Raw genomic sequence first — 20,752 nt, 5'->3', positions numbered from 1 at the left:
TGGGATCGCTGCTTGCTTCTTGAATGGTGTAGCTCATCGGGCGTTTCCTTCCTTTGGGTGCCGTGGACGCGTCCTGGTGACAAGCTCCAACTACGAGAGCTCGGTATTCAGTGCTCGGCCAGCTATGAGCAGGTGGGGTTTGTGAAGCGGTTACGATTTCGTATGGAAATATCAACAATCCAGGGCAAATCGAGGCTCTGCCGGGCAATGGCTAGCCGACCCGACACCAGCTGCCTCGCTGTGCCCGTTCGGGCAGGATGAGCCTCCAGATGGCCTCACATTGCTGGCATTGATAGAGCACTTCGCCGCCCAGGACGTTGGCCGGTGCCGTGTACCACGCGGGTGCCGGCACGGGTGTAAAGACGCCCGACGCGCTACGCAGGCGGCCGTCGCACTGCTCGAAGTCGTGATAGTCGCGAAACTCACCGGCCTGGTAGACCTTTGCGCAGCTATGACAGGCCGCCAGGCATTCGAGAAATGCCGGCTGCGGGTCACCGCGGCGCAGCTTCAGGTAGGTGGTCCGTTTGAGCTGGCTGCTGGCTGCATCGGCGTGAGCATCGACCCAGGCGGTCACCTCGTCCTGAGTGATTCGCTCGGCGCGGCGAGCCTGCAAGAGCAGGCTGAGTTGATCAGGGTCCACTTGGCGGCGCTCCATTCATGGGGATGACCCAGGACTCGTCCCAGGTTGAGGTCTGTGCAAGGAACTGGCTGTTGCCACCTGAACCGGCGGCCGGATAGGCCTCGGTCACAGGCTCCCAGCCGATCGGGTGAGAGTCTCCCAACGGCCTTGGGACGCGGGCGTCGATGACCTGTGAAGCGGGTATCTTCAGCACCACTTCGTGCTGGCCCCAGTGATCGAATACCTGGCTCTTGTCCATGCTGACCTTCGGGTCCAGGCCCGGATTATCGAAGGTCATGTAAGCATCACGGTTGATACGCCCCGCATCGCGGTAGTACTTCAGCGTCCGGTAGTTCGTTGCACGGTAGACATAGTCCGAGTGTTGCAGGCGTGATTGCAACTGCGCATGCAAGGCACCGCCCTGTTGGCGCGTCTGCGACACCATTCTCTTGTATTGCTGACGGGTCAGGCTGCGCTCGCCGGGACCCGGCCTGTGGCCACGTTGATGCAGGTTCGACTTCTGGCACGTCAGCCCCAGCGGGTCGGCCCATCCGACTGGGTTGGGTGCGTACTGGTACTGGTTGGTGCCGCCGGCCAAGCCGATTGGATCGGGGCTGAGGAAGCGACCGATATCCGGATCGTAAAAGCGAAACGTGTTGTAGTGCAGGCCTGTTTCCCGATCAAGGTACTGGCCTTGAAAACGCAGGTTCTGCTCTGTGAGGTGAGCATCCTGGCGTTGCTCACTCAGGGTGTTGCCCCAGACCTGGTAGCTGGCTTGCCAAGTGCAGCGGCCATGTTCGTCGGTCAGTTGCTGGGGCAGGCCATTGGGGTCGTTGTGGTAATAGTGCAGCTGTGCGTGCGGACCTTCCCCGTCAACTCGGGCCAGTGGCTCGTGGCCGCTGCCGTCGTACAGGTACAGGCTGTGCCGGCCATTGCTCTGCTCGCCCAGCAGGCGCAGGCCATCCCAGATGAAACGGCTTTCACTGAGCAGGTGACCCTGGGCGTGAAAGTGCTTCTTCTGCGTGCGCCGACCGAGAGGGTCGTACTGCATGCGTACCCGGCTGCCATCGGCATTACGCACTTCCACGAGGCGATGTTCATCGTCGTAGAACAGGCGTTGCAACTGCCGTGCGGCGCTGCGCTTTTCAATCACCCGCCCAAAGGCGTCATAACGGTAACGCTTGTCCTGATAGACGAGCAACTGATCATGGCGAACCACGGTCGCATCCTGCTGCGCGCCTGGCAGCAGGTTGGCCGCGGCATCGTAGGCAAAGGTTTCCAGATGCCCGCTGAGCAGATCCTGCCGGGAAACGATGCGGCCACGAGCATCGTAATGCAGGCCGTGCCGCTGGTGACGCCCCGCCTGGGGGTCATGGTCCAGACGGCCGATCAGGTTGTCGCTGGCATCATAGTCATAACGCTGCTCCGCCTGGGCCGGCAGCTGCACCGGCTGCCCCGCGCCATGGCGGCGGCGCCCGCTCAGGCGTCCGGCACGGTCATAACTGCTGCGGGTGGTCAGGCGACCTTGGCTGCGGAGCACTTCGCGGTGCAGCCGGTCGCGTTCGAAATGGCTGACCTCGTGATCATCGAGATTGAGCATCTGCAGATGACCGCTGCCGTAGTACAAGCGCCTGATGCGCCGACCGTCCGGCAGAAGGGTTTCGGTCAGGTTGTCCAGCGCATCGTAGCGGTGATGCAACGTACCGCTTGCGCCGCTTTCCTGTGCCAGCCTGCCGAGCTGGTCGTAGGCGAAGTTGAGCACCTGAACGTTATCGGTATCGTCGGTGAAACGCACCTCGGTCGGGTTGTCAAGGGCGTCGTACTGGAATCGCGTCTTCCCGTCGCCAGTGGTTTTGCACATCAGCCTGCCGACAGCATCACGCTGCAAATCGTGGACGATGGGCGCTACGTCCCCACTGGCGATCGCAGCGGGCGTGTAAGCCACGGCACTCAGATAACCGTCTGCATCGTAGCGATAGTGGCGGGCCGTGCCGTCGAGCCCATGGCGAATGCTCAGCCGGTCATTGTCGTCCCATCTGAAACGATAGGGCTCGCCGTTCTCGTTGGTAAGACTCTGCAACCTGCCATAGCTGTCGTAGGTATAGGTGATCTGGCTACCCTGCGGCCCCAGAACGGCGGTCACCCGGCCTCTGCGGTCATAGTGATAACGCAGCCCCTTTCCGGCCGGGTCCTGATACGCCTGGACCTGCCCACCCGGATCGCGGATGAACTGTTCGCTGCGGCCATCCGGCAGTTGCCTCTGCAGCAGTCGGCCCTGGGCGTCGTGCTGATACCGGGTGATCTCGCCGAGGGCATCGGTGACCTGTACCAGATTGCCGCACTCGTCATAGGCGAAGCGGGTGGGATAACCGGAACAGTCGACCTGCTCGATGAGCTGGCCGAACGCGTTCCAGCGCAGGGTCTGGCGGTTACCGGAAGCGTCGATGATTTCTACCGGCAGACCACCGTCGTCATAGCGATAGCGGGTGCTATGGCCCAGCGGATCGATCTCTTCCTGACAGTTGCCCCGCGCGTCGTAGCGATATTGCCAGGCGTTGCCGGCAGCATCGGTTTCGCAGACTGGCAGGGCCCAGTGGCCGAGAAATTCGATGCAGTCACGGCGACCCAGCGGATCGGTACAGCCGCAGAGGTTGCCGGACTCGTCATAGTCGTATTGCCAGCGCGCGCCCTGCGGGGAAGTGGCAGCGATCAGCTGGCGCTCGTCGTTCCAGTCGAAAGCCCAGCTCTGACCCAGCGGATCGGTAAAACGGGTGACCTGGTATTGCCGGTCCCAGCAGTGCTCGCGAGTACGCCCGAGCCCGTCTTGGACACGCGTGATACCAGCCTCGATGTCATAGTCGAAGAGGTATTCTTCGCCTTCGCTGGTCCAGTGACGCACGACTCGAGACTGAACCGTACCCACCTCGTTGAATTCGCCCCAGTGATAGAAGCAGCCATGGCCCGTGGGAGTCTGGTGTGCGGTCAGACGGGCCTTGTCATCATAGGCAAAGCGGCGTTTGACCTGGCCATTGGCGTCAACCACCTCACGTAACCACCCCTGCTCGGTATAGCCGTAGGCCGCCAGCAACTGCCGCCGGCCATCGGCGTGGCAGCGTTCCAGCCGCGCCAGACGCGCGGGGTGCACAGTGTCGTAGCACAGCTCCACACGCAGCGCGGCGTCACGGTCACGGATGGCCGCCAACCGACCCTGGACGTCGTATTCGAGCAGCAGGCGATTGTCGTTGCGGTCACCCAGCTTGCTCAGGCGCATCATCCGGGGATTATCGGGGGCCGCCTCGAAAAGCCGGTAAAGGCCATTGTCGTTCTCGATCAGCAACGCTCCGCTGCGGGCATCACGGCGCAGATTGAGACCTTCTCCCGGGCCATAGGCCGCGTCGCCGGGCTCCAGCCAGCCGAGGTCGATGCGTCGGCCTTGTTCATCGGTGTAGATGAAACTGCGCGTGCCGGCGGCATTGCTGATGAGCGTCACCGACACTTCATAGGCAACGCTCCAGCCCGGCCCGAACAGGCCGTCCTGGCGTTCATCGCGGCTGCAATAAAAGCGCTGCCATTCAACGGGCAGCAGAGCTGGCAGCACGCAGTCGAGGTCATCGAGGCCGTTGAGAACCTTGGCGCCAGTGGCGGCATGCACCGGGTTGGGAGCGCCGGTGATGGAGCGGGTCACCGCACCGGCCACCTGATCGACGACAAAGCCATTAACCATGCCCATGGCCAGGCATGGCAGGTTGCTCAGCAACTTGCGCGGGTTGCCACGCAGCGCCATCAGTACGCTCAGGGCCAGGCCAACACCGGGCGTCTTGCCGCTGCGAATCGGCCGTACCACCACGGATTCGCCACCGATGCGTACGTTGGAGGATATCTTGCCAGCGGCCACCACCTTGGCTTCGCAGGTGGCGCGGTCACCACTGCGCACTGCCGGTTGCCCTTCGATGCTGACCTTGCTGGAGCCTTCGGCCAGCAGTTGCAGCGGCATGGGCGGGTGTTTCTCGCAGAGGATGGTGTCCAGCGGGCAGGGGATGGCACCTGGCGCCGGATTCTCTACGGTAGGGTTCCACAACTCACTGAAGAAGCTACTGGCCATGTCCAGATAGCTGGGCTCTGGCGGCTTCTCCAGCTCAGTGCCTGACGGCGGCGCCACCGCGCCCAATTTGCCGGCCGCGCGGGCCGACGGCAGGCCGTTGGTTTGGGTCTTGCTGGCGCCGCTGGAGATCTTGGCTTGCGGGCTGGGCGGGAAGATGGCGTTGGCCAGACCGTCACAGACGCTGGTGACGGCCTTGTCCAGACCGGTGAGGTTCATGCCGACGCCGACCACGACGCTGGCGGCGAAGCCCAGCACACAACCGGCAATACCGCCGGTGGCCACGGTCAGGCCGGTGGCAGCTACCAGCGCAGCGCCGGCGGCGGCATAGGCGGCCACCTCCAGCACGCCACTGAGAACGTCAGCGAAGACCGAGCTGTGTTCAAGATCGTCGCCGAGCCGGGCGGCCCAGAACAGGTCGGACATCGACGCTTATCCCGCTCCGTTGAGTACCAGCGAACACTTGATGCTTTCCCAGTGGCTGGCCTCGGCCTCGCCCATCGGCTGCGGCTTCACGTAGCTCAGCGACATGATGCGGCCCTCGGCGGGTTTGACTCCAAGCTGGAACTGGTACACCTGTTCGGTGCCCTTGATGAACTGGTTGCGCAGCTCCACGGCTTCGATGTCGCCGGACAGACCGACGCGGGTATCGCTGATCGGGCTGGTCTTCATTTCCTTGAGCTGCTTGGCCAGCTTGCCGAGCTGATCCTCGAAGTGGCTGCGCAGGGTTTCGTGTGCTCCCAGATTGCCGCGGGTGATCACCAGCGAGGTGCCCAGGGCAGGGAAACGCAGGATATTGATGGTGCCGTCCTGAACCTCTTCGGTGGGCAGTTGCAGGCTCAGCTCTTGGGTGGTGTAGCTCATCAGGAGTTTCCTTTCTCTTGCCCGAACAGGGATTTGACGGCCGCATCGATGCTGCCCTGATCACCCTGGCCATCGGGCGTGGCGCCAGGGCCGCCGCCGATGTTCAGGTTGAGCACGCCGCCTGTGTTGAATTCCGCGTCGCCGCTGGCGTGGAAGTTGATCGCCACGCCGCTGAGGTTGATCTGGCCGCTGGCGTTGAGTTCGAGGATGCTCTTGCCACAGACCAGGCGCAGGTTCTGGCCGACCTCGATGAGGTAGCTCTGGCTGATGCTGTCGGTCTTGGTCGAGCCCACCAGCAGCACGTCATCTAGTTTCACCGCACGCAGGCGGTTGTTGCCGATGGTGACAGTCTCGTTCATGCCGATGCTCTTGACCCGGTTGTTGCCCACCGAGTGGGTTTCATCCACCTCGACGACGATGTCCTGGTTGCGCTCGGCGTGGATGTACAACTGCTCGGCGCCCTTCTTGTCCTCCATGCGGATTTCGTTGAAGTTGGCCGGCGTGCCGCCCTTGCTGGAGCGGCTCTTGATGCCGCTCTGGGTAGCGTTGGCGGGCAGGTCGTAGGGCACGGTCTGCTCGGCGTTGTAGACCCGACCGGTGATGATCGGCTGGTCGGGGTCGCCTTCGAGGAAGCTGACGATGACCTCCTGGCCGATGCGTGGAATCTGGATGGCGCCCCAGTTCTTGCCGGCCCAGTTCTGCGAGACGCGAATCCAGCAGGAGCTGTTCTCGTTGGACTGGTCGTGGCGGTCCCAGTGGAAGTGCACCTTGACCCGGCCGTACTGGTCGGTCCAGATCTCCTCGCCGGCGGGGCCGACCACCACGGCGGTCTGCGGCCCCTGCACCATTGGCTTGGGCGTGCCGCACAGCGGGCGGAAGGTCTGCTGGGCGTCGGTGCAGGTGAGCTGGCACTCGAACTGGCCACCGCCGCCACTGCCACTCTCCAGGGACTCCTGCAGGACGTGATAACGCGCGCAGACCACCAGATATTCACGGTTCTGGTCGGCGCGACCGAAGCCGGTGAGGCTGAACAGGTTGCCCGAGGCGATGCCGCGCACGCTGCCGCCGAGCTCGACGCGCTCGTGCAGACTCTGCAGCGCCTCGATGCGATTGCGCGCGTACTGCTCGCCGTCGCTGCTCTGCACGTAGGCGCCCGGATAGTCGTACAACGGATAGTCGCCGGCACTGTGCTGGCGCGGCATAACCGAGCGCACGTCGATGCGCGCGCTGGGGCGCTGGAAGTCGTAGTCGTTGAGTTCCATCGAACCCGGCTGCACGTGCTGGGCCAGCTGCCAGTCGTTGATGTGGTCGCGCTCGCGGTGCTGCCCATCAGGCGGGTAGTAGGGCACGCTGGCGTAGCCGGGGGCCGGCACATGGGCGCCGTAGGCATCGGCCAGCACCAGCACATGGCGATCGGCCTCGTGGCGGAAGTAGTAGTAGATGCCCTCCTTCTCCATCAGCCGGCTGACGAAGTCGAAGCTGGTTTCGCGGTACTGCACGCAGTACTCCCACTCGCGATAGGGGCGACTGAGTGCGTCTTCGAAATCGGAGAAACCCAGGTCGCGGAACACCTGCTTGATGATCTGCGGCACGTTCATGTGCTGGAAGATGCGGCAGTCGGAGGTACGGCTGAGCAGCCACAGCCAGGGCCGCAGGGTGACCCGATAAGCCGCGAACTGGCCACGGTCGACGCTCTGCCCGCAGGCGGCGACGATGCCATGGAAATGCCGGTCGCCGCCGCCATGCTGCTGCACGGAGAGCGTCAGCGGCTTGCCAAGCAACTGGTTGAGATCGAGGTTGGCATCGTGGGACACCAGTTGCAGCTCGTACTCGAACAGACGGCCCAGCTCGTCGCTGCCGTGCATCGAGCGCAGCAGCAGGGCGTCCGGCCCGAGCGGGCTGGTGATGCGGGCAAAGCGGGAAGATTGGGCGAAGAACATAGGTCGGGGTTCCGGCCTGCCATGGCGCGGGCCGGCGCTAGCCGACCCGCGCTCGGGCTCAGGCGTTGTCGGCGAAGCTGTAGTTCAGGTCGTTGTCGGCCACACTGACGCGCACGCCGGCCAGCGGCTTGCCTTCCATCATGCGGGTGAGGAACTCGCGACTCATGTCCGGCAGCATGCCGTTGGTGAGAATGGCGTCGATCTGCCGGCCGCCACTCTCGCTCTCGGTGCAGCGCGAAACCACCAGGTCGACCACCGCCTCGTCGTAGTCGAAGGGCACCTTGTGGGTGCTTTCGATGCGCTTCTTGATGCGCCCCAGCTGCAGGCGGGTGATGGCCTTGAGCATGGTGTCGCTGAGCGGGAAATAGGGGATGGTCACCAGACGGCCGAGCAGCGCCGGCGGGAAGATCTCCAGCAGCGGCTGGCGCAGGTCGCGGGCGATGCTTTCCGGGTCGGGCAGGTTGTCCGGGTCCTGGCACAGGCGCGCCACCTGTTCGGTACCGGCGTTGGTGGTGAGCAGGATCAGGGTATTCTTGAAGTCGATCAGGCGCCCTTCGCCGTCTTCCATCACGCCCTTGTCGAACACCTGGAAAAAGATCTCGTGCACGTCCGGGTGGGCCTTTTCCACCTCGTCGAGCAGCACAACGCTGTACGGCCGGCGACGCACCGCCTCGGTCAGCACGCCACCTTCACCGTAGCCGACGTAGCCGGGCGGCGCACCCTTGAGGGTGGAGACGGTGTGCGCCTCCTGGAATTCGCTCATGTTGATGGTGATCAGGTTCTGCTCACCGCCATACAGTGCCTCGGCCAGCGCCAGCGCGGTTTCGGTCTTGCCGACGCCGGAGGTGCCGGCGAGCATGAACACGCCGATCGGCTTGTTGGGGTTGTCGAGGCCGGCGCGGGAGGTCTGGATGCGCTTGGCGATCATCTTCAGCGCGTGGTCCTGGCCGATGATGCGCTTGGCCAGCAGGCTGTCGAGGTTGAGCACGGTCTCGACCTCGTTGCGCGCCATGCGCCCGACCGGAATGCCGGTCCAGTCCGCCACCACCGAGGCCACGGCCTGGTAGTCGACGGTCGGCAGAATCAGCGGGGCTTCGCCCTGCAGCTGGCTCAGGCGCTCCTGCAGCTCGACCAGCCGCGCGCGCAGGGCCTGGTGATCGGTGCCGCTGTCCTGATCGACCACGCCGGCGCTTTCGCGCAGGCTGGCGCGGGTCGCCAGCAGTTCGTCGACCAGCTGCTTCTCTTCGGCCCAGCGGCTTTCCAGCTCGGCCAGGCGCTCACGCTCGGCGGCCAGCAGACTCTCACTGTTGGCCTGACGCAGGCTGACGTCGATGCCGATGGCGTGCTCGCGGGCGATGATCTGCAGTTCGGTTTCCAGCGCTTCGATACGCCGGCGGCTGTCGTCCACCTCGGCCGGTACGGCATGCAGGCTGATGGCTACGCGGGCGCAGGCGGTATCGAGCAGGCTGACCGACTTGTCCGGCAGCTGGCGCGCCGGGATGTAGCGGTGCGAGAGCTTGACCGCAGCGTCCAGGGCTTCGTCGAGGATCTGCACCTGATGGTGCTTCTCCATGGTCGAGGCCACGCCGCGCATCATCAGCAGCGCCTTGTCCTCGGACGGTTCGGGCACTTGCACCACCTGGAAGCGGCGGGTCAGCGCCGGGTCCTTCTCGATGTGCTTCTTGTACTCGGCCCAGGTGGTGGCGGCCACGGTACGCAGGCTGCCGCGCGCCAGCGCCGGCTTGAGCAGGTTGGCCGCGTCGCCGGTACCGGCCGCGCCACCGGCGCCGACCAAGGTGTGGGCTTCGTCGATGAACAGGATGATCGGCTTGGGCGAGGCCTGCACATCTTCGATGACCTGGCGCAGGCGCTGCTCGAACTCGCCTTTCATGCTGGCGCCGGCCTGCAGCAGGCCGACATCCAGGCTGCGCAGCTCGACATCCTTGAGCGAAGGCGGCACGTCACCGGCGGCGATGCGCAGGGCAAAGCCTTCGACCACGGCGGTCTTGCCGACGCCCGCCTCGCCGGTGAGGATCGGGTTGTTCTGCCGGCGGCGCATGAGGATATCGACCAGCTGGCGGATCTCCTCGTCGCGGCCGACGATGGGGTCCAGCTCGCCCTTGCGCGCCTGCTCGGTGAGGTCGATGGTGAAGCGCTTGAGCGCCTCCTGCTTGCCCATCGCCGCTGGCGCCATGGCGCCACTGGCCTCGCCCGGTGCGGCAGCGGCAAAACCGTCGCTGGCGGCCAGGTTGTTCTCCGGCGAATCGCCGACGTACTCGTCGAAACGCTCGCTGAGGGTTTCCACCTTGATCTTGGCGAACTCGCCCGACAGGCCCAGCAGCACCTGGCGCAGGCTCGGCGTCTTGAGGATGCCGATGATCAGGTAGCCGGTGCGCACCTGGTGCTCGCCGAACATCAGGCTGCCGTAGACCCAGCCGCGCTCGACCGCTTCCTCGACGTGCGAGGACAGGTCGGTGATCGAGGTCGAGCCGCGCGGCAGGCGGTCGAGTGCGTCGGTCAGGTCTCGCGCCAGACCCGCCGGCTCCAGGCTGAACTGGCGGATGATGCGGTGCAGGTCGGAGTCCTGCAGCTGCAGGAGCTGATGAAACCAGTGCGCCAGCTCGACGTAGGGATTGCCACGCAGCTTGCAGAACACGGTGGCGGCCTCGATGGCCTTGTAGCCGACGCTGTTGAGCTTGCCGAACAGCGCGGTACGACTGATTTCACCCATGTGAAGTTCTCCTTGATTGATCCGCCGGCGGGGTCGCTGTGGCGTGATGGCGGGCCAGCACCAGATCCCTGGCGTCGTGCTGTGGCTGGCCGAGCCAGGTGGTGTAGCCCAGGCGAGCCTGGCCGTTGAGGCGCAGCGCGGGGACTTCCTCGCGCTGCAGTACGAGATTCAGTTGCCAGTCCAGTTCGTCGCCTTGGTATTCGGCGACCCAGGCCACCAGCGCGGCGAACGAGTCGCCATCGGGCAGCATGGCGTTGTACTGCTCGAGCGTCAGCGGGCCGAAGCAGATACGGAAGCTGTGCTGGCGGTCCCAGACCTGGCTGCCCAGGCAGAAGTCCACGCCCAGCTGGCTGGACTCCACGCCCAGGCGCGTGCGTTCGGGCAGGCTGAGCCAGCTGCCGGCGTATTCCTCGATCTGCACCGGCACGCCGAAGTAATCGGCGAGGATCGCCTTGAGGCCATCGGGGTAACGCGTCTGCGCGGCCAGGTGACCGCTGTAGTGCAGCTTCGCCGCATCGTCCAGCAAGCCCCGCTGGCGTAGGCTGGGCATGCCGCGACCGCTGAAGGCGGCCAGGCGAGCCGACCAGTAATCGTCGTCGGGGCGGTCATGGCTGACGGTCGGCCGGGCCTCGGCCCAGGCACGATAGAACAGGGTCAGCAGGCGATGATGGAACAGGTCGAGGAAGTGCTTGCTGGTGCTGTCGGCGTGGTTGCGCTGGCGCTCGCGCACGTACTCGGTCAAGTGCAGCGGCAGCGGCCCGTTGGGCCCGCCGAGGCCGAAGAAATACTGTTCCAGACGTGCCGGTCGCTCGTCGCTGGCTGGGGTCACAGCGGCCAGGGTGGCCGGGGCGAAAGTGCCCTCCTGGCGCTGCCCGAGGCGCAGCGGATCGTCTGCCAGGCGCCGGGAACGCCCCAGGCGCGGCAGATGCGGATGCTCGTTCTCGATGCGTCGCAGAGCCTGGAAGAAGTCGTACTCCCAGGGCAGCGCCTGCATCTGTGCAAGCGTGTCTAGAGGTTCGGACGACGGCCGGGCCGGGCTTTCCATCGCATGATCTCGCCGCGCTCGGTGCTGCGCAGCACCGTCTCGGTAAAGCTGTTGAGGGATACGTAGCGCGCCAGGAAACGCTCGAACACTGCACCGAGGAGAAACACCCCGGTACCGCGGAAGGCGTTCTCGTCGAACTCCAGGGTGATTTCCAGACCCCGGCCGAAGACGATCGGCCCGGGCATCGGCAGGCGCCGCGTACAGGGTTTGGCGCTGACCTCGCGCAGGCCTTCGATCTGCAGTTGCAGCGCCGGATTCTGCACATCGCCATACAGCCGCAGCATTTCTCGCAGCGCGGCGGCGCCCTGGCCTTGCTCGGCCAGCGACAGGTAGTTCAGTGACAGTTGGCTGATCAGCCGCCAAGCCTGGTTGTCGTGGGCTGCACTGGGACGCGGACGGCTCGGCCCGGCTACGCAGCGCACGCTCTGCACCGGCGCACTGTCGGCCAGGGTGAAGTCGCTCTTGCCGCTGCCGACGCTCATGAACAGCGGCAGGTCGCGGTTGGTGCACAGGGCGCTGAGACCGAGCTGGCGCAGGTCATGGCGATACGGCGCCTGGTGGCTGTCGACCAGGCTGATGAAGGTTTCACTGCCCACATAGCTGGATCGCGTACCGTTGCGGCGCTGTTCGGCCGACAGTACGCGCGGCTCGCGGCGCACGATGTAGTAGGCCTGATCGCGCCCATAGCGCGCGGGATCGCGCACGGCATAGAAGGGCAGGAAGGTCTGCTCCGGGCCACTGCCATGGCCGCTGACGCTGCGCAGCGAATGAATCTCGAAGTCCATGGGCCGTGTGCGGTCGGCAATGGCGTGGTGCTCATGCACCTTGTCGCTCAGGTGGATACGATCCAGGCGCCGCGGAAACAGATTGATCGCAGGGGTGCAGAACGGCAGGAACTGGCTGGCGTCGACCTGGTTCTGCAGGTGGCTGTCGAGGCGATCGAACAGCACGATCAACTCCAGCTCGTTGCCGCTGCACTGGCGCACGGCGCGGCGCAGATTGCAGAAGTCGACGAACAGAAAACGCTGCGGCAGGGCGAAATACTCCTGCAGCAGGCGATAGCCCTGGAAGGCCTGCGGCACCACCGGCAGGGCCGCCTCGGCATCATCGAAGCCGCACGGGCGCAACGCGTCGGCCGGCAGCCGTTCGACCCAGTCGCGCCCCGGCTGGCGGGCGAACACCGCGACGCGGTTGCCCAGCAGTTGCTCGTAGAGACGGAACGGCAGTTCGTCGAGGCCGTTGAGGTACAGCGGCAGGTTGTCCAGATCCAGGCTGGCGAAGGGGATTTCCGCGCCGCTGCGCAGGGTGATGCGCAGGGCAGCCTTGACGCGCGGCTCGCTGGCGGCCAGACGGCCAAGCGCCGCGGCGGGGTTGCTGATGTACTCGGCGTCCGCCACCTGCAGCGGCCACAGGGTCACCGGGTGTGCGGTGCGGTATTCGCAGGGAGTCTGGCTGTCCTTGCCGAGGGTGGCGCGCAACACGCTGTCGCGCGGCAGGTTGAAGCTGCCGTTGAGCGCGCCATCGTTGGCATCGGTGTGCAGCTGCACCACGGTCATCGACGGTGTAGGCGCCAGATAATGCGGGTAGGCGATTTCCAGCAGGTTGTGGGTGAATACCGGGTATTCGGCGTCGAGCTTGAGCTGCACGCGCGCGGTCAGCCAGGCAAAGCCCTCCAGCAGGCGCTCGACGTAGGGGTCGGTGCACTCCAGGCCGGACAGGCTGAGGCGGCTGGCGATTTTCGGGTATTCGCGGGCGAACTCGGCCGCGCCGTCCCGGATGTGTTGCAGCTCCTGGTTGTACAGTTCCAGCAAACGCGGGTTCATGAGCGTCTCCGCTGCGCGGCGGGCAGCACCTGCACATGGCCGGACTCCAGGTCCAGCTCGGTGCGCAACAGCAAGGGCAGGGGCGCCGGCTGGGCCCACAGGTCGCCCTGGATCTCGAAGCTCAGCGCGTTGTGGTTCATCTGTTCGTGACCGACATGCGCCCGCACCCGCACGCTATGGGCGAGGATGCGCGGCTCGAAAGTGACGATGGCGCGCTGGATCAGGCTCTCCAGGGCGGCGATGTCGATCCCGGACACACTGCTGCCGGCCAATGCCGGCAGGCCATAGTTGATTACCGAGGTACCGGCTGGTGTGTGCCGCGTGGTGTCGGCATCGAGCAGGGCGATGGTGTTGAACAGCCAGGTCAGGTCACGCAGCACCGAGGCTTTGAGCTGGCTTAGCGACAGCACGCGACGATCCGCGCTTTCCTGCGCATTGCCGGGGTCATCGTCGGTCAGACGGTCGAGCAGCGAAGGCTGCAGGCGCTCACGCGGGGTCATGGGGCTGGTCATGCGCAGGTTTACCAGTCGAACATCGCGGTGTAGCTCTTCTGATCACCGACACCGCGCAGGCAACTGGCACTCCGCGCCAGCACCGATGGCTCCAGCTGGCCCTCGACCAGTCGAATGGCCTTGTATTGCGAACGGCACTCCAGCTTGCTGTCCGCCACGGGGGCTACATGCAGCACCATGATGATCGGCACATCCTGAAAGGTTTCGACATGAGCCTGGCCATCCTTGCCGACGCTGAAATGACACGGCGAGGCAATGTCCAGCGGCAGTACGCTCTGGTCTGGCTTGCGCAATACGCAGGCCTGGCCAGCGTTCTCCAATCTATAAGTCTGCCCTGCCAGATCCACGTGCTGCGGATAGTCAGAATTGCCTGCGGCAGGCGGGGGAGTCGATTCGGCACATGCACAAAGACTGGTCAACATGCCGAGCAGCAGTAAGGGTGTACGCAGGCGCTTGCTCATGCCAGCTCCCAGAACCAGACCTGCCGGGCCATGTGCCTCGGGTCATCGTAACGGCCTGCGGTAAAGCCGCGTTTCCATAGATCGATGTGGTCGCCCGTGCGCTCATCGACGGTCTGTCCGGCTTGCTGGAAGCAGTCCTTGAAGAAGATCAGTCCGCTCTTGTCGGCCAGCTTGAGACGATCCTGTGCACTGCCGCCGACGATCAGCGGTCGGCCCAGGTGATGTTTCCACAGCCAGTTGGCCAGTGATTCGGCGCCCCTGGCATGTGCATGAGCGCATTTGGGTTCGGTGTAGGTGGCCTTGTTGACCTTGATGGTCTGCTCGGCATTGAGCGCGTAGCTCATGCGAATGGCGCATTGGTTCGCCCATGGGCCATCACATACCTTGCCGTCGGGATACTCGTCCCAGATCTTGAGATATTCGTTCCACAGATTGATAAACGATGGCTTGGCCATGAAACAGTCTCAGTACTGGATGAATCGGAGTCGTCCCAATTCCGAACGCCCCCGGCGCAAGCGCCGGGGGCGGCAGCGCATCAGATCTTGACGTTGGAACGGATGTTCCAGCCGTACTTGATCGGGCCGCCTTCCTTGGTACCGTCAGCTTTCTGCGGCTGGTAGTCGACCGTGACCTTGGCGAAGTTCAGGGTGATGTTCTCGATCAGACGATCGTCGTTGCCCGAACCGCCGGTGCTCAGCGAGGAAATCAGCACTTCTTCGAGGTTGATGATCAGGTACTCGACCTGGGAATCACCGCCCGCCTTGCGCACGGTGAGGGTGACCTTGGGAACGTGCTTGCCGCTGGAGCAATGCATCATCAGGTTGGGGGTAGCCTTGTCGACGTACTTGGTCAGCGACAGATCCTGGATGCTCACCTTGCCTGCGCCACCACCGGTGCCGGTGTGCATGTTGCCGGACTGGGACATGCCCCAGCTCCAGTTGAGCACTTCGATTTCGTCCTTGTGGGTCTTGTCCTGAGACTCGCCCTTGATGTCACCGATCTTGATGAAGATATCAACAGCCATGTTTTCTCCTGAGGTGGCATGGGCCACTGCGTAAATTTAGGGATGACCCTGGTCATCTCACTCGCCTTGCAAATCCATCGACCTGTCCCGTACGACGTTGCGCTTCAGCCGCAAGCGGCTCGCGGCTGAAGCCGCTCCTACGGGTTGTCGGTCGGGTTATGCGCCCTTGGCCGACGGCAGTTTGGAAACCAGCCGCAGCGACACCGTCAGCCCTTCGAGCTGGTAGTGCGGACGCAGGTAGAACTTCGAGTTGTAGTAACCCGGGTTGCCCTCCACCTCTTCCACCACGACTTCTGCAGCAGCGAGCGGGTGCTGCGCCTTGGTGGTTTCGGTGGAATGCGCCGGGTCACCGTCGACGTACTTGAGGATCCAGTCCTGCAGCCAGAGCTGCATCTCGTCGCGCTCCTTGAACGAGCCGATCTTGTCGCGAACGATGCACTTCAGGTAATGCGCGAAACGGCAGGTAGCGAACAGGTAAGGCAGGCGCGCGGCCAGGTTGGCGTTGGCGGTGGCATCCGGATCGTCGTACTCGGCCGGTTTCTGCAGCGACTGCGCACCGATGAAGGCGGCGAAGTCGGTGTTCTTCTTGTGCAGCAGCGGCATGAAGCCGTTCTTCGCCAGCTCGGCCTCGCGGCGGTCGGAGATGGCGATCTCGGTCGGGCATTTCATGTCCACGCCACCGTCGTCGGTGGGGAAGGTGTGCGCCGGCAGGTTCGGCACTTCGCCGCCGGACTCGACGCCACGGATGCGCGAGCACCAGCCGTAGTGCTTGAAGGAACGGTTGATGTTCACCGCCATGGCGTAGGCGGCATTGGCCCAGGTGTACTTGCTGCTGTCGGCGCCGTCGGTATTTTCCTCGAAGGCGAAGGCCTCCACCGGATCGGTCTTGGCGCCATACGGCAGACGGGCGAGGAAGCGCGGCATGGTCAGGCCGATGTAGCGCGAATCCTCGGACTCGCGCAGCGAGCGCCAGCCGGCGTATTCCGGGGTGGTGAAGATCTTGGTCAGGTCACGCGGGTTGGACAGTTCCTGCCAGGAGCCCATGCCCATCACCGTCGGCGAGGCAGCCGCGATGAACGGCGCGTGCATTGCCGCGCAGACCTTGGACAGTTCGCCGAGCAGCTCGACGTCGGGCGGCGACTGATCGAAGTAGTAATCGCCGACCAGGCAGCCGTAGGGCTCGCCACCGAACTGGCCGTATTCCTCTTCGTAGAGCTTCTTGAACACCGGACTCTGGTCCCAGGCGGTGCCCTTGAATTTCTTCAGGGTCTTGTGCAGCTCCGGCTTGGAGATGTTGAGCACGCGGATCTTCAGCTGCTCGTCGCTCTCGGTGTTGTTCACCAGGTAGTGCAGACCACGCCAGGCGCTTTCCACCTGCTGGAAGTCGCTGTGGTGGATGATCTGGTTGACCTGTGCGGTGAGCTTGGCGTCGATGGCGGCGATGATCGACTCGATGGACTTGATCGCATCGTTGGAGATCAGATCGGTCTGCGCCAGGGCCTGTTCGGCCAGGGTACGCACGGCCGTTTCCACCGCTTCCTTGGCGCGTTCGGTCTTGGGTTTGAATTCCTGCATCAGCAGCGAGGCGAATTCGCTGGTCTGCTCGGTGCTGGCCAGTGCGGCCTGGTCGTGTTGCAACTGTTCGCTCATGGTGGTCTTCCGAATCAGGCCTGGGGCTCGTTGTCCTGGGGTTTCGGCGCGCTGGCCAGGGCCTGCAGCAATGCAGGGTCCTTGATCGCCTTCATGATGATGTCCTCGGCGCCGGTCTTGCCGTCCATGTAGGTCAGCAGGTTGGCCAGCTGGGTACGGGCCTCCAGCAACTGGTTGAGGGCGTCCACCTGGCGCGCCACGGCGGCCGGGCTGAAGTCGTCCATGCTCTGGAAGGTCATGTCGATGCTCAGGTTGCCTTCGCCGGTCAGCTCGTTGGGCACGTTGAACGCCACACGCGGCTTCATCGCCTTGAGGCGCGAGTCGAAGTTGCCGACATCGATTTCCAGGAACTTGCGATCGGCCACCGCCGGCAGCGGCTCGGCAGGCTTGCCGGTGAGGTCGGACATGACGCCCATGACGAAGGGCAGCTGGACCTTTTTCTCGGCGCCGTAGAGTTCGACGTCGTATTCGATCTGCACACGGGGCGCGCGATTGCGCGCGATGAATTTCTGAGAACTGCTGTTCGCCATGCTTTCTCTCCTGGTCGCCTGACGCGACGCGGCGTGTCGGCCACCGGCCGTCTACGGTAAAGCGTGATCCCGCATACCTGGGCCAGTCGGCCTAGTACTCGTCGGGGCCGCGCAGGTTTTCGAACTGGCTCATGCCATCGGGTATGAGGTTGCGCACGATGGTCGCGAAGTCGGCATTGACCAGGCTGCGAGCCCGGTTGAGCAGCACCGGCAACGGGCTGGAAGGCTCGTGGCGGGCGTAGTAGGTGAGAATCCGCTCCAGGCTCTTGAGCACGTCGTCGCGATTGGCGATTTCGCCATTGGCACGCACGGTGGCAGGCGTTGCTGACTGCATCGGCGCATCGTCAGTGACTGACGCATCTGCCAAATGTTCGCCGGCGCCGGCAGGGCTGTCGCCGATTACCTGCAAGGCCAGCTTGAGCGGTTGTTGCAGCGCCGCCAGCTCCACGCCCTGCGCGGAACCGACCTGTTCGCTGACCAGCCGCTCGATCGCATCCAGGCTGTGCAAGGCGCGGCCAAGGGCGTCGCGAGTGAGCTGCAGGGATTCGCTGTCGGCATCCTGCAGGGCGCCACCAAGTTCTTCGATGCTGAGGCTTTCACTGCTGGCCGGATGCAAGCCGGCGGCGTTCAGTGCGGCGCGCAGGGTGATGCTGCCGAACACGCGTGAACGCACCAGCACGGCATCGCGCAGCAGGCCGAGATTGGTCTCGCAGGTGAGGCCGGAAAGGGTGTTGATGCGTACGGTGGGATCGTTGTCGTCGTCGGCATCGAGCTGCGGGTGGATCTCGGGCCAGTAGCGCGAGAGCAGTTCGAGGATCAATTCGAGGCTGTCGGCCAGCCCTTCGACACCGCGCAGCGCCAGGCGGCTCTGCAGCAGGTAGTGGGTGACGCGCAAGTCCTTGCTGCGCTGCAAAAGGGCGTGACAGGCCTGTTCCAGCTGGCGCCACTCGGGCGGCTCGGCGGCCTGGATGGCATCACCCATGCTGCGCTCGGGGCGCCCCAACGCATCGCGCTCCAGTTGGAGAAAATCGCTGTCGTATTCCAGATCTTCGCCGCAGGGCGAAGTATCCGAAATGGCGGCGAATAACAACGAATTCTCCACGGATTCGATCTCCTTATCGATTTGAACTGCGTCACAATAAGTGCCCAAACTTCATCCTGGCTGGCACTTTGCCAACTAACGCTTAATGTTAATTGGCCACTACGCATTGTCGATGGCGTCGCGCATTTTTTAACTTAAAAATATATAAAGTCAAGGTAGTATGGCGACCGCCCAGAACCTTTGTGAACTTCGGCAAAGTTTCGTCAAGTTGTGAGATTGCGCACATACTTGAACCCCGAAAGAATAGGTAAGATCGCGTGTTTCCGCGTTCAGGGGCCCCTTAGACGGATGTTCAATCAGGGCTAAAAGCGGTCTGTAAGCCTTGTAAATAAAGGCTTTCACGGTTTTCAAAGGTGTCACAAGAGCCGGGCAGGGAGGCCATATGGCGCTGCGCTTGACCATCACCAGCTATCACAAGATCACCCCCGGCCAATGTCCCGAGAAAACCTTGGAACAAGGCATGATGGCAATTGGCCGTAGCACGGATAATGACTGGGTATTACCTGACCCGGCGCGCCTGGTTTCCTCTAAACATTGCCTTGTGCAAAACAAGGACGGCCGTTACTACATCACCGACAGCAGCACCAACGGTGTCGAACTGCTCCAGGCCGGTATCCGCATGCAACGCGGCAACAGTGAACTTCTGCAGCATGGCGAAGTTATTCGAATCGGCGAGTACGAAATTGCAGTAGCGCTGGAAAGTTCCATTGCAGAGGGCTCCGCGCCGTTTCCCGATACCACGTCTGCAAACAGTTTCGAAGCGCTGATGGCCAACCAACAGGCCACTCCAGTCAGCCCTTTCGATGCACCGGCCAACCCCTTCGATGCCTCGGCCAGCGCCCATCTGCAAAGCGTCGCTCCGCACGAGACTTTGCCCGATCTGTTCGATTTTCTTGGCCCGAGCACAGCCGCGCCGGCCCCTGTTGCCGACCATGTGCCCGCGCAACAGCATGACTTCCGACCGCCGGAATTCAAGGCACCTGCCCCGCCCATCGAACCCACCCCCAGTGCCCCGAGCCTGATCCCCGATGACTGGAACCTGTTCGATGACATCGCGCCGGCAGCCGCTCCGGCTGCACCCTTGCCGGAACATGCTCCACCGCCGGAACCCTTCCAGCCGATACCTGCGCCGGTGCCGAGTCCCGCACCTGCTGCCCCGGTTGCTGCGCCGGTCAGCCAGGCTCCAGCCATCCAGCCGCAGAGCGCTCAACCGGACGATGCAATGCTACAGGCCTTCCTGCGCGGTGCCGGGCTGGATCAGCTGCGTCTGGATGGCCAGCAGGCCGCCGCGCAGATGGAAAGCATCGGGCGCAGTTATCGCCTGATGGTCGAGGGCCTGATCGATGTACTGCGGGCGCGCAGCAGCCTCAAGGGCGAGTTCCGCCTTCAGCAGACCATGGTGCAGCCGGTGGAAAACAACCCGCTGAAGTTCGCCCCCAACGCCGAAGAAGCCTTGCTCCTGTTGCTGCGTGGCGGCAACTCGGCGTTCATGCCGGCCGACCAGGCCGTACAGGATGGCTTCGAGGACCTGCGCGCCCATCAACTGGCCGTCATGGCCGGCGTACAGGCCGCCATCCGTCACCTGCTGGCGCGTTTCGAACCGCAGGCACTGGAAGCACGCATGGGCAAGGGAGGCGGGCTGGCCAGCCTGCTGCCGGGCTCGCGCCAGGCGCAGTGCTGGCAGCAGTTCGTGGAGCTCTACGCGACCTTGTCGCGCGAAGCCGAAGACGATTTTCAGGACCTGTTCGGCCGCGAGTTCGGCCGGGCCTATGAGCAACATATCGCCCGTCAACGACGCCCCTGACGGGCCCGGGCAAGGATGACAACGTGCGACAACGACTACTTCGGCCCGCTCTGCTGGGCCTGGTGCTGGCAGGGCTTGGCAGCGGCTGCAGCAAGGACGCGATGGACGACAGCACTGCCGCACAAGGGCCAACCAGCGTCGTGCTGCAACTGCAGGCCGGCGACGAACTGAACCCTACCGTCGAAGGCTACAGCGCCCCGGTGCGTGTGCGCCTGTTGGAGCTGCGCAGCGCCGCCGCATTCAGCCGGACCGATTACTTCAGCCTCGCCGAGCGCGCAGCAGCGACCCTGGGCGGCGAGCTGGTGGCCGAGGACGAATGGCTGGTCCATCCCGGCCAGACACGGGAGCTGAAACGCACGCTCGACCCGGAAACGCGTCATCTGGGCCTGCTGGTCGGCTACCGCGAAATTGACCGGGCGCAGTGGCGCGTGGTCCTAGAGCCAAAGCAGGGCAGCCGCAGCCATTACCGCATCGACCTCGGGACCCACGCCGCCAGCGCTGCTGAGCTCGCCGCGCCGTCCCGCCTCGACTCTCGCTAACAGGAGCCT

The 20,752-nt window shown here is 64.1% G+C and carries 16 protein-coding genes; 2 read left to right on the top strand and 14 right to left on the bottom strand.

Translation table 11 applies throughout. The annotated features are described in order from the left end of the window. Positions 1 to 211: 211 nt before the first annotated feature. The 14 genes from B2U07_RS14335 to tssA all read right to left on the bottom strand — a co-directional run bounded on the left by B2U07_RS14335 (position 212) and on the right by tssA (position 18,400). Complete coding sequence (locus tag B2U07_RS14335; RefSeq protein ID WP_275546457.1) at positions 212 to 640, bottom strand: hypothetical protein; 429 nt, start codon at positions 638 to 640, stop codon at positions 212 to 214. After that, positions 630 to 5,144 carry an RHS repeat-associated core domain-containing protein gene (locus B2U07_RS14330; RefSeq protein ID WP_275546456.1) on the bottom strand — a complete coding sequence of 1,505 codons (4,515 nt, stop codon included), beginning with the start codon at positions 5,142 to 5,144 and terminating at the stop codon, positions 630 to 632. The genes B2U07_RS14335 and B2U07_RS14330 overlap by 11 nt, the downstream gene beginning before the upstream one ends. 6 nt (positions 5,145 to 5,150) lie before the next feature. Then, on the bottom strand, positions 5,151 to 5,582 hold the full coding sequence (locus B2U07_RS14325; protein ID WP_275546455.1) for a DcrB-related protein: 432 nt from the start codon (positions 5,580 to 5,582) through the stop codon (positions 5,151 to 5,153). Continuing rightward, complete coding sequence (locus tag B2U07_RS14320) at positions 5,582 to 7,522, bottom strand: type VI secretion system Vgr family protein (protein ID WP_275546454.1); 1,941 nt, start codon at positions 7,520 to 7,522, stop codon at positions 5,582 to 5,584. The genes B2U07_RS14325 and B2U07_RS14320 overlap by 1 nt, the downstream gene beginning before the upstream one ends. A gap of 58 nt (positions 7,523 to 7,580) precedes the next feature. Continuing rightward, complete coding sequence (gene tssH, locus B2U07_RS14315; RefSeq protein WP_275546453.1) at positions 7,581 to 10,253, bottom strand: type VI secretion system ATPase TssH; 2,673 nt, start codon at positions 10,251 to 10,253, stop codon at positions 7,581 to 7,583. Beyond that, positions 10,246 to 11,298: a type VI secretion system baseplate subunit TssG gene (gene tssG / locus B2U07_RS14310; protein ID WP_275546452.1), complete on the bottom strand. Its 1,053-nt coding sequence runs from the start codon at positions 11,296 to 11,298 to the stop codon at positions 10,246 to 10,248. The genes tssH and tssG overlap by 8 nt, the downstream gene beginning before the upstream one ends. After that, positions 11,262 to 13,121, bottom strand: a complete 1,860-nt coding sequence (gene tssF, locus B2U07_RS14305) for a type VI secretion system baseplate subunit TssF (RefSeq protein WP_275546451.1) — start codon at positions 13,119 to 13,121, stop codon at positions 11,262 to 11,264. Before tssF ends, tssG begins: the two co-directional genes overlap by 37 nt. Continuing rightward, a complete protein-coding gene (gene tssE / locus B2U07_RS14300) occupies positions 13,118 to 13,633 on the bottom strand; it encodes a type VI secretion system baseplate subunit TssE (RefSeq protein WP_197858723.1) in 516 nt (171 codons plus the stop codon). The genes tssF and tssE overlap by 4 nt, the downstream gene beginning before the upstream one ends. Before the next feature lie 8 nt (positions 13,634 to 13,641). Continuing rightward, positions 13,642 to 14,094 carry a hypothetical protein gene (locus tag B2U07_RS14295; protein WP_275546450.1) on the bottom strand — a complete coding sequence of 151 codons (453 nt, stop codon included), beginning with the start codon at positions 14,092 to 14,094 and terminating at the stop codon, positions 13,642 to 13,644. After that, the gene (locus tag B2U07_RS14290; RefSeq protein ID WP_197858721.1) at positions 14,091 to 14,549 is read right to left on the bottom strand and encodes a T6SS effector amidase Tae4 family protein; all 459 of its coding nucleotides are present in this window, start codon (positions 14,547 to 14,549) and stop codon (positions 14,091 to 14,093) included. Before B2U07_RS14290 ends, B2U07_RS14295 begins: the two co-directional genes overlap by 4 nt. A gap of 80 nt (positions 14,550 to 14,629) precedes the next feature. Next, positions 14,630 to 15,118: a type VI secretion system tube protein Hcp gene (locus B2U07_RS14285; protein WP_197858720.1), complete on the bottom strand. Its 489-nt coding sequence runs from the start codon at positions 15,116 to 15,118 to the stop codon at positions 14,630 to 14,632. Between the two features lie 156 nt (positions 15,119 to 15,274). Beyond that, a complete protein-coding gene (gene tssC, locus B2U07_RS14280) occupies positions 15,275 to 16,768 on the bottom strand; it encodes a type VI secretion system contractile sheath large subunit (RefSeq protein ID WP_161864242.1) in 1,494 nt (497 codons plus the stop codon). A gap of 14 nt (positions 16,769 to 16,782) precedes the next feature. After that, positions 16,783 to 17,298 (bottom strand): type VI secretion system contractile sheath small subunit, encoded by a 516-nt coding sequence (gene tssB / locus B2U07_RS14275; RefSeq protein ID WP_275546449.1) that lies wholly within the window; start codon positions 17,296 to 17,298, stop codon positions 16,783 to 16,785. A gap of 91 nt (positions 17,299 to 17,389) precedes the next feature. Beyond that, entirely contained in the window at positions 17,390 to 18,400 is a 1,011-nt protein-coding gene (gene tssA, locus B2U07_RS14270) for a type VI secretion system protein TssA (protein ID WP_275546448.1), read from the bottom strand. A gap of 382 nt (positions 18,401 to 18,782) precedes the next feature. On the opposite strand from tssA, the gene tagH reads away from it, so the two are divergent. Both tagH and tssJ read left to right on the top strand, forming a co-directional pair. Continuing rightward, positions 18,783 to 20,204 carry a type VI secretion system-associated FHA domain protein TagH gene (tagH, locus tag B2U07_RS14265; RefSeq protein ID WP_275546447.1) on the top strand — a complete coding sequence of 474 codons (1,422 nt, stop codon included), beginning with the start codon at positions 18,783 to 18,785 and terminating at the stop codon, positions 20,202 to 20,204. Positions 20,205 to 20,227: 23 nt separating this feature from the next. After that, positions 20,228 to 20,743, top strand: a complete 516-nt coding sequence (tssJ, locus tag B2U07_RS14260; RefSeq protein WP_275546446.1) for a type VI secretion system lipoprotein TssJ — start codon at positions 20,228 to 20,230, stop codon at positions 20,741 to 20,743. The last annotated feature ends 9 nt before the right edge of the window (positions 20,744 to 20,752 follow it).

The organism is Pseudomonas sp. UBA7530, assembly GCF_002479365.1.
Classification (GTDB): domain Bacteria; phylum Pseudomonadota; class Gammaproteobacteria; order Pseudomonadales; family Pseudomonadaceae; genus Aquipseudomonas.
The sequence above is the reverse complement of the archived record's forward strand: the minus strand, read 5'-3'. Positions and strand labels throughout refer to the sequence as shown.

What these genes read in the sequence shown, in the direction of transcription:
- B2U07_RS14330 (WP_275546456.1), bottom strand. Translation starts at nt 5,144, where the DNA reads ATGTCCGACCTGTTCTGGGCCGCCCGGCTCGGCGACGATCTTGAACAC.
- B2U07_RS14325 (WP_275546455.1), bottom strand. Translation starts at nt 5,582, where the DNA reads ATGAGCTACACCACCCAAGAGCTGAGCCTGCAACTGCCCACCGAAGAG.
- B2U07_RS14320 (WP_275546454.1), bottom strand. Translation starts at nt 7,522, where the DNA reads ATGTTCTTCGCCCAATCTTCCCGCTTTGCCCGCATCACCAGCCCGCTC.
- tssH (WP_275546453.1), bottom strand. Translation starts at nt 10,253, where the DNA reads ATGGGTGAAATCAGTCGTACCGCGCTGTTCGGCAAGCTCAACAGCGTC.
- tssG (WP_275546452.1), bottom strand. Translation starts at nt 11,298, where the DNA reads ATGGAAAGCCCGGCCCGGCCGTCGTCCGAACCTCTAGACACGCTTGCA.
- tssF (WP_275546451.1), bottom strand. Translation starts at nt 13,121, where the DNA reads ATGAACCCGCGTTTGCTGGAACTGTACAACCAGGAGCTGCAACACATC.
- tssE (WP_197858723.1), bottom strand. Translation starts at nt 13,633, where the DNA reads ATGACCAGCCCCATGACCCCGCGTGAGCGCCTGCAGCCTTCGCTGCTC.
- B2U07_RS14295 (WP_275546450.1), bottom strand. Translation starts at nt 14,094, where the DNA reads ATGAGCAAGCGCCTGCGTACACCCTTACTGCTGCTCGGCATGTTGACC.
- B2U07_RS14290 (WP_197858721.1), bottom strand. Translation starts at nt 14,549, where the DNA reads ATGGCCAAGCCATCGTTTATCAATCTGTGGAACGAATATCTCAAGATC.
- B2U07_RS14285 (WP_197858720.1), bottom strand. Translation starts at nt 15,118, where the DNA reads ATGGCTGTTGATATCTTCATCAAGATCGGTGACATCAAGGGCGAGTCT.
- tssC (WP_161864242.1), bottom strand. Translation starts at nt 16,768, where the DNA reads ATGAGCGAACAGTTGCAACACGACCAGGCCGCACTGGCCAGCACCGAG.
- tssB (WP_275546449.1), bottom strand. Translation starts at nt 17,298, where the DNA reads ATGGCGAACAGCAGTTCTCAGAAATTCATCGCGCGCAATCGCGCGCCC.
- tagH (WP_275546447.1), top strand. Translation starts at nt 18,783, where the DNA reads ATGGCGCTGCGCTTGACCATCACCAGCTATCACAAGATCACCCCCGGC.